Source organism: Acinetobacter genomosp. 15BJ (genome assembly GCF_000400715.1).
Taxonomy (GTDB): Bacteria; Pseudomonadota; Gammaproteobacteria; order Pseudomonadales; family Moraxellaceae; genus Acinetobacter.
In genome coordinates this window covers 345,668-361,383 of the sequence record NZ_KE007351.1, presented here as the reverse complement: position 1 = coordinate 361,383, position 15,716 = coordinate 345,668, and the positions used below count along the sequence as shown (strand labels likewise).

Here is a 15,716-nt window from a genome sequence, read left to right as displayed (position 1 = left end):
ACATTATGGGGTGTCAAATGGATAGTAAACAATATACTTACCGTGTTATATGGTCAGCAGAAGATAATGAGTATGTTGGGTTGTGTGCTGAGTTTCCATCATTGTCTTGGCTTGATGCGGATCAGTCTAAAGCATTCTCAGGAATAGAGGAGCTCGTTGCTGATGTTGTCGCTGATATGGTTAGCAATAATGAAAAAGTTCCTACACCACTCTCCGGAAAAATATAGTGGTCAGTTTATTGTCATTGTTCTCAGTGGTTTAACAAAAACTAGCCCTCGAAGCCGCAGAACGTAGTGTGGACATGAATCGTTTAGTATCAGTAAAAAGAGCTATGTAATTTTAGTCTGTACTAATGTCTAGTAGGAGTGAGTGATAGAGCAGGAACAAGAATTTATGCTTCATATATTCTGTAAATCGTATGAATTAATAGGTATTTTTAAAGAAAGTTTCTTTGATTTAGTGCTTTTTATTTAAAAAATTAATTTTTAAATACAACTTAGGCTAATTGATAAACACTATCTGGAAAGATTAAAAGAAAATATTTTTTAATTTCTGCTAATTCATTTAAGGCAGGTTCCCTTTCAAGCAGTTGAAATGTCCAAATAAGTACAGCCTGATGATTATCATAGCAAGTATTTACTCCAAGAAAATTAGCCATTCCATAACTTCTATTGATGTTCATTTCTTTAATTAATTGATTTCCTAAGTCACGAGCTTGCTGGCTGATCAATAACTCATTTGTTAACACGGCGGTCATCTCCACAAAATAATCTAATGCAGGTTCAATCCTTATACTTAAAAAGTTATAATTTAGTTGAAATGGATAAAATATACTTTCTATAAGTTTTAATAACCTGCTGTAGGTTAATTTTAGCAAAGTATTACTCAGGCAACAACTTTAAATAACCCGCAGCAAGTTATTTTTTGTAAATTAATTTAAATATGATTACTTGTAAGTTATCTAGCCTCATGGGCGATAGAAAAATTTTAAAATTAAGTGAAGTGGTGCATGCAACAGGTATCAATCGCAATACGCTCACAAGTATGTATTATGACCGTGCTGTACGTATTGAATTACCAGTCGCCGATAAGTTGTGTAAGTACTTTAACTGTACGATGAATGATTTGTTTGAGTTTAAGGAAGAAGTTGAAGAAAAGGATTAACTAATACTTCGTTTGATAAGTTTTCCCTACAGGTCTAATACTGAATTTTATAAAGCTTCATCGAAAACATATATTTACTTTATTATTTATATAAAGGAATCAATCGAATGATAGAGGTATTTTTCTTATAACTTAGTTAAGAAGAGGGGCTAATGACCCACAATAGCGGTAACTATTGTGGGTTTGTTCCATGTAATGCAAATTGCCGTACAAGGAATTTAAAATGACTTCACTCCTCATCTTACGTTGCCCTTGTACTTATTGCAAGATTTTGAGTCTTTTTACAGGATTTTTCATTACACCATTTAAATTACTTCTTTTTATCATGTCGATAATGTTGGGTGCCAAGGCCTGTCGCCATAACATTTGAAATTGAAAGTTCTATAGATGTCCGCAATCCATCGAATAATTGAACCTCATTTGATGCACGAAGATAGTCCAATATATTTTCGCTCAAGGACTCTATGATTGCTTTGGGATTTCTAATTCTAAATTGATCACTTTCAGCCAATTTAATGAGATGTGACAGGTCTGGAAATGCTTTACTACCCGCCAGTTTGAGTGCAATTTTATGATCAATGGATTCATAAATGAGTGTATGCGTAATATCGAAAGGTGGCGAAACAAAAATGTTCTTCATATCTGAGGAATATTGCAGAGCAAAGTTTGATATACGCTGAATTATCAGGAGACTTTCCCTTGGGAGATTCTAGGCAGCCAACTTATAAAAGTCTTCGGCCATTTGATTTGGTGTCTTAAAACCCAAACCCTTTTGAATTCTTCGATGATTATAAAATAACTCAATGTATTTTATAATATCTGCTTTGGCTTCTTCTCTGGTTTGATAGTTGTAATGATGCACTAACTCATTTTTCAGTATTCCCCAAAAGCTTTCAATCGGTGCATTATCGTAACAGTCTCCGCGCTTGCTCATTGAACCTTGAAAACCATATTGCTCAAGTATATTTCGATATTCATGGCTGCAATATTGGCTGCCTCTGTCCGAATGAACAATTAAGCCTTTCGTTGGTTTTTGATTACGAATCGCCATAGTCAGTGCATTGCAAACAAGTTGTGCGGTCATACGCTCATTTAAGCTATAGCCAACCACTTGCTTCGTGTAAAGGTCTTTTACCGCTGCTAAGTACAGCCATCCTTCAACAGTCCATATGTACGTAATATCACTTGACCATGCTTGATTTGGTCTAGTCATTGAGAATTGTTGCTCCAGCAGGTTTTCATAGATCGCTCGATTATGGTCACTATTCGTAGTCCTTTTAAAACGCTTGTGTCGCTTACAATACAGGTGGTTCAGCGCTTTTATCTGACGTACAGCGTACATACTCATTTTTATGCCCTGAGCTTGTAAGTATTTGGTTAATCGAATATAACCATAGCTCTGCCTTGTCTCCTCATGGGCTATTTTCACCAATATCGTCTGTTGATTTCGTTGAATCGTTCTTTTGCTCACGCCTCTCTTGAGCCAATCATAAAAACATGAAACTGAAACATGAAGTAATCGAGCCATTAAGGTAATTGGAAAAGAATATCTTTTTTGTTTCATATAGGCGTACCTTACTGACTTTCTTTGGCAAAGTACGCTGCTGCCTTTTTTAAAAATTCACGTTCCATTTCAGCTATTTTGAGCTGTTGTTTGAGTTTTTTATTTTCTTCGAGTAGAGCGTTTAGATCAGGTGAATACTGTTTTGTACCTGCTAAAGTTCCAGCCTTTGCTTTGGTATTCCAATTTGAAAGAGTTTGCATTGAAATGCCAAGTTGTCTGGCTGTTTCCGATACATTGCCTTGATTGGCTTCAATTAATTTGATGGCTTCAGCTTTAAATTCTGTGGTGTAAGTCTTGTGTTTCTTGCTCATGGTAAACTCCTGATGAGTGTGTTTAGTTTACCAAGTTAAAACCTCCTGTTTTTTCAGCACACATCAGCCAGGAAATAGAGCCATAAAGATAGTCCATGTATCTGTATACATCTTCCACCACTCTTTCGAAATTTCTCCTGTGTGACTCCATCCAAAAAGAATAAAAAATGGAGTAGCAATAATTATAGAGGCAATACAGATAGTTAATAAATTAAGACTGTTATAACGATTTAAAAGAATTGAGAATATGAAGCTGAAAGGTACAGTCAAAATACAATAAGCCAAGTAGACAAGACCGTGCCCTACAAGAACCACTAAAATCGAGTATAGGCTGTATTCCTGATTCATTACGATAAACAGGACTGCTGTGAAAAAAAGTAGTGGTAAAGGAGAAAGTAAGAGAGCTTTTACTATTTTTTCATTTGAGTATTTCACTAATTTAATTCTCTTATCTACTCAATAAACAATAATACTATAACGATTTTATTGGAGGTTTTTTGATTCTATTTAACATAATGGCTGTTATGCAAAGTCGACTTGTAATGCAATTTGCATTACACTGTTCCTAGTACATTAAATACTTGGGAAATATGATGGCTACTGTTAACTTCAGGATCGATGAAGCCCTTAAAGAAAAATCTTATTCAATCCTTAAAGAGCAAGGTATTGCACCTACGGATTTCTTCACTAGTATTCTTGAGTATGTTGCTACGACTGGGAAACTGCCTGTCAAAAAAGCTTTGCTTTCGGAAGAAGATGAAGAATTATTAGCTCTTGTCCGTAAGCGCATTAATGATCCTAAAGAGATGTTTGAGGAAGTCACATTAGATGACTTATAAGCTTTTACGTCACAAGGACTTTACAGCAGAATGGGAAAAACTCCCTGTTGCTATACGAGATCAATTTAAAAAGAAACTAGCCAAAGTCATAGAGCAGCCACATATTCCAAAGAATATGCTTAGAGGCGATCTTGCAGGTTGCTATAAAATCAAATTATTAAAAGCTGGTGTCCGACTTGTCTATCAAGTTAAAGATGATCAGGTAGTTATCCTGCTCATTACCGTCGGAAAACGAGCTGATAGCATAGTTTATGACGAAGCGAAAAAGCGAATTAAAGACTAAAAATGGGAGCTTATAGCTCCCATTTTTGTGTTATTCACCAATTAAAATGTCTATGCGATAAACCATTTAAAATGTCCTGTTTTTAACAGCAAGAGTCAAGAACAGGATTTAAATTTCTTTGTTCAATAACAGCTTTCTGAGCTTTACGACTCGGCGTACTTTTCTTGGCTCGGGAACGTTTATTCTGTTTTTCCAACTCTTCATGTTGCTGTTGAATATGGGCCAGGACCGAACCTAATCTTTTATTCTCAACCACTTCATTCTGCTGCAGTCCAGCCAGTTGATGTGTGCTGAGAAAACAGGAGGTTTTAACTTGGTAAACTATAGACACTCATCAGGAGTTTACCATGAGCAAGAAACAGAAGACTTACACCGCAGAATTTAAAGTTGAAGCAATAAAATTGATTGAAGCCAATCAAGGCAATGTATCGGAAACAGCCAGACAACTTGGCATTTCAATGCAAACTCTTTCAAATTGGAATAATAAAGCAAAGACTGGCACCTTAGCAGGCACTAAACAATATTCACCTGATCTAAATGCCTTACTCGAAGAAAATAAAAAGCTCAAACAACAGCTCAAAACAGCTGAAATGGAACGTGAATTTCTAAAAAAGGCAGCAGCGTACTTTGCGAAAGAAAGTCAGTAAGGTACGCCTATATGAAACAGCAAAGACATTTATTCCCGATTAGCTTTATGGCTAGATTACTTCACGTTTCAGTGTCACGATTTTATGATTGGCTAAAACGAGGCATGAATAAAAGATTGGTTCAGCGAAATCAACAGACAATTTTGGTCAAAATAGCTCATGAGGAAACTAAACAAAGCTATGGCTATATTCGATTAACTAAGCATTTACAAGCGCAAGGTATCAAAATCAGTACGTATGCTGTACGTCAAATAAAAAAGCTCAACCAGCTGTATTGTAAGCGTCATAAGCGTTTCAAAAGAACTACGAAGAGTGATCATAATCGAGCGATCTACGCAAATTTACTAGAGCAACAGTTTTCAATGACTAAGCCCAATCTTGCATGGTCAAGCGATATTACATACATTTGGACTGCTGAAGGTTGGTTATACTTGGCAGCAGTAAAAGACCTGTACACGAAACAAGTGGTTGGCTATAGCTTAAATGAGCGTATGACCGCACAACTTGTTTGCAATGCACTGACTATGGCGATTCGTAATCAAAAACCAACGAAAGGCTTAATTGTTCATTCGGACAGAGGCAGCCAATATTGCAGCCATGAATATCGAAAGATACTGGAAAAATGTGATTTTCAAGGTTCAATGAGCAAACGTGGGGACTGTTACGATAATGCACCGATTGAAAGTTTCTGGGGCATACTCAAGAATGAATTAGTGCATCATTGCAACTATAAAACCAGAGATGAAGCTAAAGCAGATATTACAAAATACATTGTGTTATTTTATAATCAGCGAAGAATTCAAAAGAGTTTGGATTTTAAAACGCCAAATCAAATAGCAGAGAACTTTTATCGGTTAGCTGCCTAGCATATCCCAAGTGAAAGTCTCCTGCTAATTCAGCACATATCATTCAACACAGTATGGAAATTACTGATTTTGATCCTCTCCAGTATGGTAAAAGATATCCAATTGTATTTCCTCCCCATCCAACAAAGCTATCAGTTGAGGTAGAAGGACTTTGGTTAGATGATAATAAAACACGGTTCTTTATCACTCGATTCAAAAAAGTTGACCCGATTGATGACCATACCATTGATGTAAATCAAGACCACATTAACACTATCCCCAAAGACGATGAAAAGAACCCAATTCCTCGGGAAAAAAGCAAAAATAAGAATGAACATATCAATACCCAAAAACCGCCATCAAAAGTAAATGGTGAATACCGAAAAAGGTCTGATGTAGAATCAGGAAACACCAATGGTATATTGAAGTATTCATTTAATGAACCTACTACCGATCCAGTAGAAGTTGATTCCTATATTCGACCATATACAGATAAATCCGAAGATGTTGAGACATCATCCGATGAACCGCATGGAAATGAAAAAACAAATATCAAAAAGTCAGAAACTACAGATAAACCGCCTACAAGGGATGAACGTTTTGACATTCCGTATATTATTGAATCACTTCAAGCATTAGCGTTAGAGAAAGATTCTCCATTGCAAAAAGTCTATGCTATTAATGAGTTTGGTGAGGGAATAGAAGGCTTCAACCTATTGCAAATCAAAGAACTTGTTCCTAATCCTAATCACCCGTCTTGGATTGATGATAAGCTTGGAAGACAACTATTATTTCTAAAACTAGAACTCAAAGATAGAATTGATCACTACTATTTAATTGATATACATAAAAATAGAAACCATGAAGCTTTCTGCGCTTTCCTTATCATTACTCCTTACAGATTAACTGGAGAACAGATAAGTAAAATATGTATAGAACTTGAAAGTGCAAAAGGGATTAAAAAATGGATGGCCCATTGCGAACATTTTACTAAACAAATTATTTCTCTCAAACATTCTTGGGCAACTCCTGATGAATGGAAAAATAAATTCAAGAATCTTTTTAAGGCATTAAGCAAATAATTTAACTTATTAGTTATAAGTAGATTATAAAATATTATCAGGTATAAACAGGATTCTTGTCATATAGAACTTAGATATGAGCCAAATTTAATTTTGGCTCATATCTTTCAAATATATCATTGAAAAATTCCTTTCAAATCTTTTGGTACGCCAGAAGCAGTTTCCATTTGCCCCTTACTATTTTTCCAGATCATTGCAGGTGTAGCATAAAAACCATACTTGGTCATCATTTCTTCATTACTTTCAATTTTTTGGGCAATGTTCGCTGGGATTGGTTTCATTTCTTTTATCTTCTGCTTCCCTTTGGTCGCATTAAATTCTTCAAAAACCTTTGCTGGATTTGCAGCAGCAAGTAATGTTGCTGCCTGTCCTCTACTTTCTGGACGAATCACTGCCACTTGAATATGACGTAACTGGACTTTTCCTGATTTTACATAAGGACGGGCTTTTTCCCAAAACATATGACAGTATGGACAGTTTGGATCTGAGAATACATAGACAATACGGGGTGCATTAACATTGCCGTCCTGAATATAAGCGGATTTACCCAAACTTTTCCAGACATCATCCAATACGGATTGTTTAACATGCTTATTTAGGGCATCAACAGTCAGGTTATCGCCTTTGGCATTATGTAAGTCACCAATGATGTAATATTTCTGGTCATTGGAGATAAAGACTGTTGCAGGATTTTGTTGCATATGTCCTGCCCAACCCGTCATTTGTGCGGGGGCTTCTATCTGTTTTACAAAGCTAAAGCCCTCTTTTTCCAGTTGCTGCTTAATTGTGGGTACAGCAGCAAATGTCTGAGCGGCACTCAGGGATAATATTAAGCCAGACATTAACTTTAAATGAGCGTTCATCAGGTTACACCTCTATTGATTTGATGGATAAGTAATTTTTCGCAGGTATTGCTTGAGCATGGCTTGGCTTAATTCACCAAGATGACGTTCCACAAGTTGTCCTTGTGCATTAAAAAATAAGGTACTGGGTAAGCCATACATATTCATGTGTTGAGGCATTTCCCCATGAGGATCAAACAAGACATTGTTAAAATTCAATTGATAACGATGTAGATAGGACACAATCGCTTCAGGTGTTTCACCTTGGTTAAGCATGACAAATTGAACATTTGGATAATCTTGCTGTGCCTGATACAACACAGGCATTTCACGATGGCAAGGCGGACACCAACTCGCCCATAAATTCACGACAGTAGGTTTACCAATAAATTGAGTCAGGGATTGTGGTTGCTGTTTGGGATCGTTAAATGCTAAATCTGGATAGTGTTGCTGTGCATTCCAATGATTGAGTAAATTGATTCCCACAAACTGTATTGTGATAAACAATAGAAAACTGCTTACCAATGCAGGCAATTTTAATAAGCGATTTTTCCAGATAAACCAGCCACTACCCGCAATGATGCCTGCATAAAGGTTAAATCCTTTATCCTGAACCTTAAGAATATCTATTGGATGAGCCAAATATAAATCAGCATGAATCAGCACAAATACAAGTCTTGCGGCAAATAAGCCAATCCATAGTGCAGTCCATAAGGAATCCTTATAGCACTTCCAGGTTGAATCACTCCATTGATGACGTTGCTTAAAATATTTCCCAATGAACCATACGCCAATAAATCCAGACAGTAAAATCAATAGTGACCACGGGAGTATAAAAACACCGAGATGCAATGCTTGGGAAGAAATCAAGGTTGATTCTCCCTATTTAATTTTTGAATATTCTGAATTAGTTGTACTGCGGTATAAGTTCCTGTAAGACGAAGATCACGCTGCTCTTTCTGGTTAGGTGCAAGAAACAATACCGTTGGTGGACCAAGAATCTGCCACTGTTTTAAAATGATGTCTTGCGAAGCTTCATACTGGGTTAAATCCAGTTTAATACGAGTCACATTTTTCAATGCATCCTGAACATCAGTTCTTGGTAAAACATCTCTTTCGATAGGCTGACAAGCAACACACCAGTCAGCATAGACGTCAATGACAATAGGGTCTTTAGCATGTGCAGCTAACGCCTGATTCAGTTCCTGTTGATTTTTAACAATGATCCACGATTGAAGTGACTCACTTTCTGTGGTCTTGACATTTGCAATCGCTTGATTGATATGCCAAATTCCACTCACAGCACAGCCACAGATCAAAACCAGAATGGCAGCTTTATAAGGGATATGGACAATATGGCGTAAAATACCCAGTAAATATCCCGCCATTGTAATCAGAATTAAGGCAAGTCCTGCATAGTAAAAAGTTAAAGGCAATAAAGGACGAGCAAAATATATCGCCATTGCCAGCATGATAAAGCCAAAACTAAACTTTAATCGATCCATCCATAAACCAGGTTTGGGTAGATATTTAGCTCCAAAGACACTGGCGATAAATAAAGGTATCCCAATCCCAAGACCCAGTAAGAACAGGTAGAATCCACCAAGTAAACTATGTTCAAGATGAGAGACATAGAGCAAAGCCCCTGCCAATGGTGCACTCATACAGGGACCAACAATCAAAGCCGAAACTGCTCCCATGATGCCAGCACCCAGCAGTGTTCCACCTTTTTGGCGTTGCTGTATCTGGTCTAAACGTTGTAATAAACCCTGTGGTAAGGACAGTTGATATAAACCAAATAAGTTCAACGCAAATACAATAAACATCAGGGCAAATAAGCCAATGAATACAGGATTTTGAAACCAGCGTTGAATACCATAACCAATTTGTGAAACCACAATACCCATAAGTCCATAGACCAATGCCATACTCAGTACAAAGGTCAATGCGATGATGGCAGCTTTATAGCCTTTATTACGCTGCACCAAAATGCCTGAAAGAATAGGAATCAAAGGTAATGAGCAAGGTAAAAAGGCAAGCAGAATACCCAGTCCTAAAAATAGGATAATGTTAAAAACGACACTTTGATTGGATAAAAGGTTTAAAAAGAATTGATCATTGTTCCAGTCATCACTCAATGATGTTGTTTGTGGCTGAGTTTCAGCCTGCTCTTGTACCTTATCATGAAGAGGTACGGCTGATTCATCCTCCTGTAAGGTCGAAGAAGTTTCAGGATTCGATTTTTCCTGAACAGTTTGCTCTTCAGATTCTGTTTCTACTTTTGATGTATTTTCCTGAGTGACTAAAGCTGCAAGATTAGAGAACTTTGTTTCTGAATTTTGTTGTGGAAGCAGTCCTGCTGCATCAGTCGTGATTGTGGTACGTTGTACGGGATAACATAGGCCATCTTCCGAGCAACCCTGCCAACTCACTGTATATTGGCTGTTTGGTTTTACATCCAGTTGGGTCAGCACCTGATTGTAGTGCACATTGGTTACACCAAAAGTTGGATCATCCTTTTCCTGCCCTTTGGGTAAGTTTAAAGACAGATTCTGCTGATCTAGACTCACCTTGAACTGGTCATGATATAAATAATAATGAGGGGCAATATCCCATTTTAACTCGGCTGTTTTTTCAGATAGAGAACTTGCCTGAAATTTAAATGCCTGTTCTGGTGGCAAAAAATCCTGATTTGCATATATCGATGTTGTGGCTATGCCCAATACAATCGCTATAAATGGTTTAATCAACATACGAGCTTATCTAAACTTAACATTCAGAGCATTATCAGGGACGCTAAATTAACAGAACATTAAGGGCTGTTTTTGTTTGTAAAATAGGTGGGCTAGATGAGGAAATACCATGTTTGTCGTACTTGTTGAAGATGATCCCTATATTGCCCAGAGTATTCTTGCTGCACTAGATTACCTGAATGTTTCAGTTGAGCATGTCGATACTGCTAAAGCTGCGGATTATTTTATTCGCAACAGTGCGGTTGATTTATGTTTACTGGATTTGGGTTTGCCTGATCAGGATGGTCTTGATTTGTTAAATACATGGCGTAAAGATCAAATTCATGTACCTGTTCTGGTGCTTACAGCACGTAATCAAACCCAGCAATGTGTAGATGCCTTAAATATCGGGGCAGATGATTATCTGGCCAAGCCCTTTGACTTAAAGGAACTGATTGCCAGAGTCCATGCTTTGGCAAGACGAAATCGTGGTTACTCCTCAAATGTGCTGCATATTGGTGAATTAGAGATTCATCAGGACACGCAACAGGCGCATTATCAAGGACAACTCCTCACATTATCCAGACGGGAATATAGTTTGCTGGAAGCCTTTATACTTTATCCCAATCAAGTGTTAAAAACAGAGCAATTGATTGATAAAATTTATGGTTATCAGGACAGTATTGAAAGCAATGCATTGAATGTGCATATCCATCACCTCAGGCAAAAGCTTCATCCTGATATGATTCAGACGGTTCGGGGTGTGGGCTATATGTTCAAAGTGCCAGAGCAAAGCACATGAAAAGTTATAGTTTAAAATGGCGACTGGTTTCCACTATTCTGGTGGTCTTTGTTATCTTGTGGTCACTGGTATTCTGCTGGCTTTATTTTGAACTGGAAAAACGCCTGCAAAACACACTGGATGAACGCCTTTCTGCTTCTGCTCATATGGTCGCCCGTTTAATTCAGCAGCTCCCTGTAGACGAGATTGCCAATACAGTGAATGCGACACAACAAGACCATGGCACTCCAAATCTGATTGCCTGTCAGGTTTCATTATTCAGTTCTAATATTTCAGCCAACCATCAGGTGATTGCCAAAACACAAGGTTCACCTGAAAGTTTAAGTACACGAAAAATAGGGCTGAGTACCTGGTCAGAAAATGGAGTGGAATGGCGTAGTTATGTCTTGCAGAAAGGACAGATACAGGTGGTTGCTGCGGAAAGGTTGCAATTACGTTATTCCTTGCTCAAACAGATTTTACAATCAGTATTGATCCCTTTAATCATTACATTGATTTTATGTATTTTTTTAATTTTATGGATTATTCGGGTTGAGTTTCAACCTTTAGACCAGATTGCACAACACCTAAGCCATAAGAAACAGCATTTATCTGATGCGGCCACCTATTTACTGGAATTAAAAACCCAGAATATCCCTAAAGAAATTCAACCCTTTGTTGATGGTTTACTGGAACTTATCCATGACCTGCATCAAAGTCTGGAAAATGAAAAAAGTTTTAGTGCCTTTGCAGCCCATGAGTTACGTGGTCCACTTACCGCAATTAAGACTCATGTTCAACTGAGCCAGCTTATGCTGAGCCAGACTGAACCAACACAAGGTAAAATTGACTTCAATCTCAAACAGGCAGAAGCAAGTATCCAGCGTTATGAGCAGTTACTGGAACAACTATTATTACTCAGCAAAACTGAAATACAACCGCAACATGCTTCAATCGAATCCACAGACATTGCCCAAACCCTACAACACGTCATTGCTGAACTTGAACAAAAATATCCTGATATATCCAAACATCTTAATATTGACTGGGAAAGTTTATCTTTAATCAATCTACCTCACGCTACTTTAACGATTGTACTTAAAAACCTGATTGAGAATGCTTACTTACATGCACAATCGATAACCCCGATTCAAATATATATGGATAAGGGGGATTTAATGGTTGCGGATACAGGTCATGGTTTGACCAATGCTGAACTCGGTTTACTGACACAGCGATTCTGGCGTAAATCTTCGCAAAATGCTGGGCATGGTTTGGGATTATCTTTAGTCAAATTACTACTGGAAAAACATGGGTTTTCAATGCAGTTTTTGCACAATCAACCACAAGGATTAAAAATCAGGATTTATTCTTCAATTTCTGATTAGCCTTGAAAACGCCATAAAGTATTTAGGAATTTTTGTTCCGTTCCCCAAGGCGTTAAATGAATTTCAGTATCATGCTGAATAAGCTGAAAATCTTGCCCCAATGTCATCGCCAGTTTATTCACACTATAACGCTCTACAGGTAAACCGCTACATTGGGTCGGACCATCTTCAGCAAAGGTAGAAATCATCACCATACCATTAGGCTTTAGTGCATGACGCATTACATCTATATATTGCTGTTGTTGAGTTTCTGTCACCATAAAATGAAATACTGCACGGTCATGCCATAAATCAAAAAATTGTGTTGGTAACTGAGCTATACAAATATCCGCAACCTGCCACTGTACATGACCTGCATCCAGCTCTTTCTCCTTAAGTCTATATTTAGTTGTATTTAAAGCTGTTTCAGATAAATCCAGAAGATATAAATTTTTATACCCTATTTCAATCAGTTGGTCGATAAGTAATGATGCACCACTACCCACATCTATTAAATTTGATTTTAAATCAACAACATGATGTTGAATTAGAGCTAGTCTTTTTAAATCTTGCTGCTGATACCAGCTTACCTTATCTACCTGTTTGGATTGGTAAACCTTTTCCCAATAATTGTTTTCCACTTTAAACCTCCATCACTCCTAAATAAAATCGACAGCACCTTATTATTCTGGCAATTTACTATTTAATAGGCCAACTTAAGTAACAGCCTAAAAAAGCCTGCAATCATAAGTAAACTTAAAAAACCACCCAGCCACAGCACAATAAACCATTGGGTTTGAGAAAGTTTCATGGCTTTACTCCTTTAGTGATAACCATCACCGACTTTAACTTTATCCCGAAATACCCAATAGGACATCGCAGTATAGGTAATGATAATTGGGATAAGAATTAACGCACCAATCAACGAAAATAGCTGGCTTTGATACGGTGCTGCGGCATCCCAGATAGTCACTGAGGGTGGAATAATGTAGGGGAACAGACTAATCAGGAAACCTGTATAGGCTAAAAAGACAAGACCAAACATATACATCAAGGGTGCAAACTCATGTCGTTGTTTACAGGCACGAATCACCAGAAAACTCAATAATAAAACCAGTATTGGTACAGGGCTAAAATAAAACAGTTGCGGTAAGCTAAACCAGCGTTCAGCAATTACAGGATGTGCCAGTGGCGTGTAGATACTGACCCCAGCAAAAATCACCAATAATGCTACCACCAGTTTAGGCATCAGTTGATAAAGTTGCTGTTGCAACTGAGATTCAGTTTTTAAAATCAACCAGCCACAGCCCAAAGCAGCATACCCCACCACCACGCCCACACCTGTAAATAAAGAAAATGGCGTGAGCCAGTCGAGTCCACCACCAGCATAACGACCATCTATAATTTTGATGCCCTGAATATATGCACCTAAAATCACACCCTGTAAAAAACTGGAAAGTATCGACCCACCAATAAATGCCTTATCCCATAAATGTTTGGTACGATTTGCCTTAAAACGAAACTCAAAGGCAACCCCACGAAAAATCAGGGCAATCACCATGAGGATAATTGGTAAATACAGTGCAGATAAGACGGCTGAATAGACCATGGGAAAAGCTGCAAATAATCCTGCCCCACCGAGTACCATCCATGTTTCATTACCATCCCAGACGGGGGCAACAGTATTCATCATCACATCCCGTTCCTGTTGGTCTTTGACAAAAGGAAAGAGAATCCCAATACCTAAATCAAATCCATCAAGTACCACATAGACCAGTACACCCAAACCAATAATGGCAACCCAGATTAAAGATAAATCAATCATGATGATGCTCCTTTATCCTGTTCATCAAGAGATTCATTGATGGCACTGAGTGGGCGCATCGGGGTTTTAAAATGTCCCACACCGCCTATTTCACTTGCCTGACTATGAATAAACTTTGGTCCCTTATGCATTAGTTTGAGCATGTAATAAATACCCACACCAAACACAATGCAGTAGACCACCACAAAGATAATCAGGGTTAAACCCACCTGCTCGGCTGATACAGGAGAAAGCGCATCTTTGGTTCGCATAATGCCATAGACAATCCATGGCTGCCGTCCAACTTCGGTGGTAAACCAACCTGCCAGTAAGGCAATAAAACCAGAGGGTGTCATAATAAGTGCAAAACCATGAAACCATTTTTGCTCATAGAGTTTGCCTGTTTTTCTAAGCCAGACACTGGCGAATGCCATCAGCAGCATTAACATGCCAAGCCCCACCATAATACGGAAACTCCAAAATACAATGGTTGAGTTTGGACGATCTTCAGGGGCAAAGTCTTTTAATCCAGTGACAGTTCCATCCATTGAATGAGTCAGAATTAAACTACCTAAATTGGGAATAGCGATGGCATATTTGGTACGTTCTTCCTGCATGTCAGGCAGTCCAAATAAATAAAGTGGCATCCCTTCCTCATGATTAGTTTCCCAATGTCCCTCCATGGCTGCAACTTTGGCAGGCTGATGTTTTAAGGTATTTAAACCGTGGGCATCACCAATAAACACCTGTAACGGGGCTAAAATCAGAATCAGCCACAATCCCATGGAAAAGGATTTTTTAACCAGTTCATCACGACGACCTTTCAATAAGTGCCATGCTGCTGTACCTGTGACCAATAATGCTGCCACAAGAAATGCAGCAATACCCATATGTGCCAAGCGATATGGGAATGATGGATTAAAGACAATTGCAAACCAGTCATGTGGCACAATAATGCCATTCTCAATGCTAAAGCCTTGTGGCGTCTGCATCCAGCTATTAGAGGATAGAATCCAGAACATGGAAATACAGGTGCCAATTGCGACCATTAACGTGGCAAAAAAGTGCATGCGAGGACTAACACGCCCCCAGCCAAACAGCATAATCCCCAAGAAACCAGCTTCAAGGAAAAATGCACTCAATACTTCATAGGAAAGTAAAGGTCCTGTAATACTGCCTGCAAAATAGGAAAATTCGCTCCAATTCGTACCAAATTGATAACTCATCACCACACCAGACACCACGCCCATCCCAAAAGACAAGGCAAAGATTTTTATCCAGAATTTAAACAAATCCTGATAAATCGGGTTTTGGGTACGCAACCATTTCCATTCCAGTACCGCCAAAAAACTTGCCAGACCAATCGAAATAGCAGGAAAAATAATATGGAATGAAACTGTGAAAGCAAACTGTATTCTTGCCAGTTCCAAAGCTGTCAGCCCTAAATTCATAAGA

At 38.1% G+C, this 15,716-nt stretch carries 18 protein-coding genes and 2 pseudogenes; 8 read left to right on the top strand and 12 right to left on the bottom strand.

Annotated elements, in window-relative coordinates; all coding sequences use genetic code 11:
• The first annotated feature begins 5 nt into the window (after positions 1-5).
• Positions 6-227, top strand: a complete 222-nt coding sequence (locus tag F896_RS0120190; RefSeq protein WP_004758958.1) for a hypothetical protein — start codon at positions 6-8, stop codon at positions 225-227.
• 269 nt (positions 228-496) lie between these two features.
• Here F896_RS0120190 and F896_RS00495 read toward each other — a convergent pair whose 3' ends face one another.
• Positions 497-748 carry a hypothetical protein gene (locus F896_RS00495; protein WP_004758991.1) on the bottom strand — a complete coding sequence of 84 codons (252 nt, stop codon included), beginning with the start codon at positions 746-748 and terminating at the stop codon, positions 497-499.
• Positions 749-942: 194 nt separating this feature from the next.
• Between F896_RS00495 and F896_RS00500 the strand changes: the two genes are divergently transcribed.
• Positions 943-1,164 carry a helix-turn-helix domain-containing protein gene (locus tag F896_RS00500; RefSeq protein ID WP_004658364.1) on the top strand — a complete coding sequence of 74 codons (222 nt, stop codon included), beginning with the start codon at positions 943-945 and terminating at the stop codon, positions 1,162-1,164.
• Positions 1,165-1,474: 310 nt separating this feature from the next.
• Here the strand turns inward: F896_RS00500 and F896_RS00505 are convergent, their stop codons facing one another.
• The 3 genes from F896_RS00505 to F896_RS00520 form a co-directional block, all read right to left on the bottom strand.
• Complete coding sequence (locus F896_RS00505) at positions 1,475-1,804, bottom strand: hypothetical protein (RefSeq protein WP_016165192.1); 330 nt, start codon at positions 1,802-1,804, stop codon at positions 1,475-1,477.
• 69 nt (positions 1,805-1,873) lie between these two features.
• Positions 1,874-3,039 (bottom strand): IS3-like element ISAba22 family transposase gene (locus F896_RS00510; protein ID WP_155765796.1). Its coding sequence is split into 2 segments (ribosomal slippage): positions 1,874-2,781 and positions 2,781-3,039, totalling 1,167 coding nucleotides; the frame shifts between segments, so codons are not numbered across the junction.
• Between the two features lie 63 nt (positions 3,040-3,102).
• Positions 3,103-3,474: a hypothetical protein gene (locus F896_RS00520; RefSeq protein WP_016165189.1), complete on the bottom strand. Its 372-nt coding sequence runs from the start codon at positions 3,472-3,474 to the stop codon at positions 3,103-3,105.
• A 158-nt stretch (positions 3,475-3,632) separates the two neighbouring features.
• On the opposite strand from F896_RS00520, the gene F896_RS00525 reads away from it, so the two are divergent.
• The gene (locus F896_RS00525; RefSeq protein ID WP_000246755.1) at positions 3,633-3,878 is read left to right on the top strand and encodes a type II toxin-antitoxin system RelB/DinJ family antitoxin; all 246 of its coding nucleotides are present in this window, start codon (positions 3,633-3,635) and stop codon (positions 3,876-3,878) included.
• Complete coding sequence (locus F896_RS00530; RefSeq protein ID WP_000221358.1) at positions 3,868-4,161, top strand: type II toxin-antitoxin system RelE family toxin; 294 nt, start codon at positions 3,868-3,870, stop codon at positions 4,159-4,161. Before F896_RS00525 ends, F896_RS00530 begins: the two co-directional genes overlap by 11 nt.
• An 82-nt stretch (positions 4,162-4,243) precedes the next feature.
• Here F896_RS00530 and F896_RS0120185 read toward each other — a convergent pair.
• A pseudogene (locus tag F896_RS0120185) lies at positions 4,244-4,444 on the bottom strand (ISNCY family transposase); the annotation flags it as partial.
• A gap of 64 nt (positions 4,445-4,508) precedes the next feature.
• Here F896_RS0120185 and F896_RS00540 point away from each other — a divergent pair.
• Both F896_RS00540 and F896_RS00545 read left to right on the top strand, forming a co-directional pair.
• Positions 4,509-5,674, top strand: a protein-coding gene (locus F896_RS00540; protein ID WP_085940850.1) for an IS3-like element ISAba21 family transposase whose coding sequence is annotated in 2 segments (ribosomal slippage) — positions 4,509-4,767 and positions 4,767-5,674 — 1,167 coding nt in all. Because the reading frame shifts where the segments join, the coding sequence is not laid out codon by codon here.
• 41 nt (positions 5,675-5,715) lie between these two features.
• A pseudogene (locus F896_RS00545) lies at positions 5,716-6,735 on the top strand (hypothetical protein); the annotation flags it as partial.
• 116 nt (positions 6,736-6,851) lie between these two features.
• Here F896_RS00545 and dsbG read toward each other — a convergent pair.
• The 3 genes from dsbG to dsbD are packed head-to-tail and all read right to left on the bottom strand — an operon-like array spanning position 6,852 to position 10,330.
• Entirely contained in the window at positions 6,852-7,598 is a 747-nt protein-coding gene (dsbG, locus tag F896_RS00550; protein ID WP_016165187.1) for a thiol:disulfide interchange protein DsbG, read from the bottom strand.
• A 12-nt stretch (positions 7,599-7,610) separates the two neighbouring features.
• On the bottom strand, positions 7,611-8,447 hold the full coding sequence (locus tag F896_RS00555) for a TlpA disulfide reductase family protein (protein ID WP_016165186.1): 837 nt from the start codon (positions 8,445-8,447) through the stop codon (positions 7,611-7,613).
• Complete coding sequence (gene dsbD, locus F896_RS00560; protein ID WP_016165185.1) at positions 8,444-10,330, bottom strand: protein-disulfide reductase DsbD; 1,887 nt, start codon at positions 10,328-10,330, stop codon at positions 8,444-8,446. The genes F896_RS00555 and dsbD overlap by 4 nt, the downstream gene beginning before the upstream one ends.
• Positions 10,331-10,439: 109 nt before the next feature.
• On the opposite strand from dsbD, the gene F896_RS00565 reads away from it, so the two are divergent.
• Positions 10,440-11,111: a response regulator gene (locus F896_RS00565; RefSeq protein WP_016165184.1), complete on the top strand. Its 672-nt coding sequence runs from the start codon at positions 10,440-10,442 to the stop codon at positions 11,109-11,111.
• Positions 11,108-12,478: an ATP-binding protein gene (locus F896_RS00570; protein ID WP_016165183.1), complete on the top strand. Its 1,371-nt coding sequence runs from the start codon at positions 11,108-11,110 to the stop codon at positions 12,476-12,478. Before F896_RS00565 ends, F896_RS00570 begins: the two co-directional genes overlap by 4 nt.
• Here the strand turns inward: F896_RS00570 and F896_RS00575 are convergent.
• The 4 genes from F896_RS00575 to F896_RS00585 form a co-directional block, all read right to left on the bottom strand.
• Positions 12,475-13,098: a class I SAM-dependent methyltransferase gene (locus F896_RS00575; RefSeq protein ID WP_016165182.1), complete on the bottom strand. Its 624-nt coding sequence runs from the start codon at positions 13,096-13,098 to the stop codon at positions 12,475-12,477. The genes F896_RS00570 and F896_RS00575 overlap by 4 nt on opposite strands.
• 62 nt (positions 13,099-13,160) lie before the next feature.
• Positions 13,161-13,268 carry a hypothetical protein gene (locus F896_RS20945; RefSeq protein ID WP_016165181.1) on the bottom strand — a complete coding sequence of 36 codons (108 nt, stop codon included), beginning with the start codon at positions 13,266-13,268 and terminating at the stop codon, positions 13,161-13,163.
• Between the two features lie 12 nt (positions 13,269-13,280).
• On the bottom strand, positions 13,281-14,282 hold the full coding sequence (cydB, locus tag F896_RS00580; RefSeq protein ID WP_016165180.1) for a cytochrome d ubiquinol oxidase subunit II: 1,002 nt from the start codon (positions 14,280-14,282) through the stop codon (positions 13,281-13,283).
• Positions 14,279-15,712, bottom strand: coding sequence for a cytochrome ubiquinol oxidase subunit I (locus F896_RS00585; protein ID WP_016165179.1), 1,434 nt, complete (start codon positions 15,710-15,712; stop codon positions 14,279-14,281). The genes cydB and F896_RS00585 overlap by 4 nt, the downstream gene beginning before the upstream one ends.
• Between the last annotated feature and the right edge of the window lie 4 nt (positions 15,713-15,716).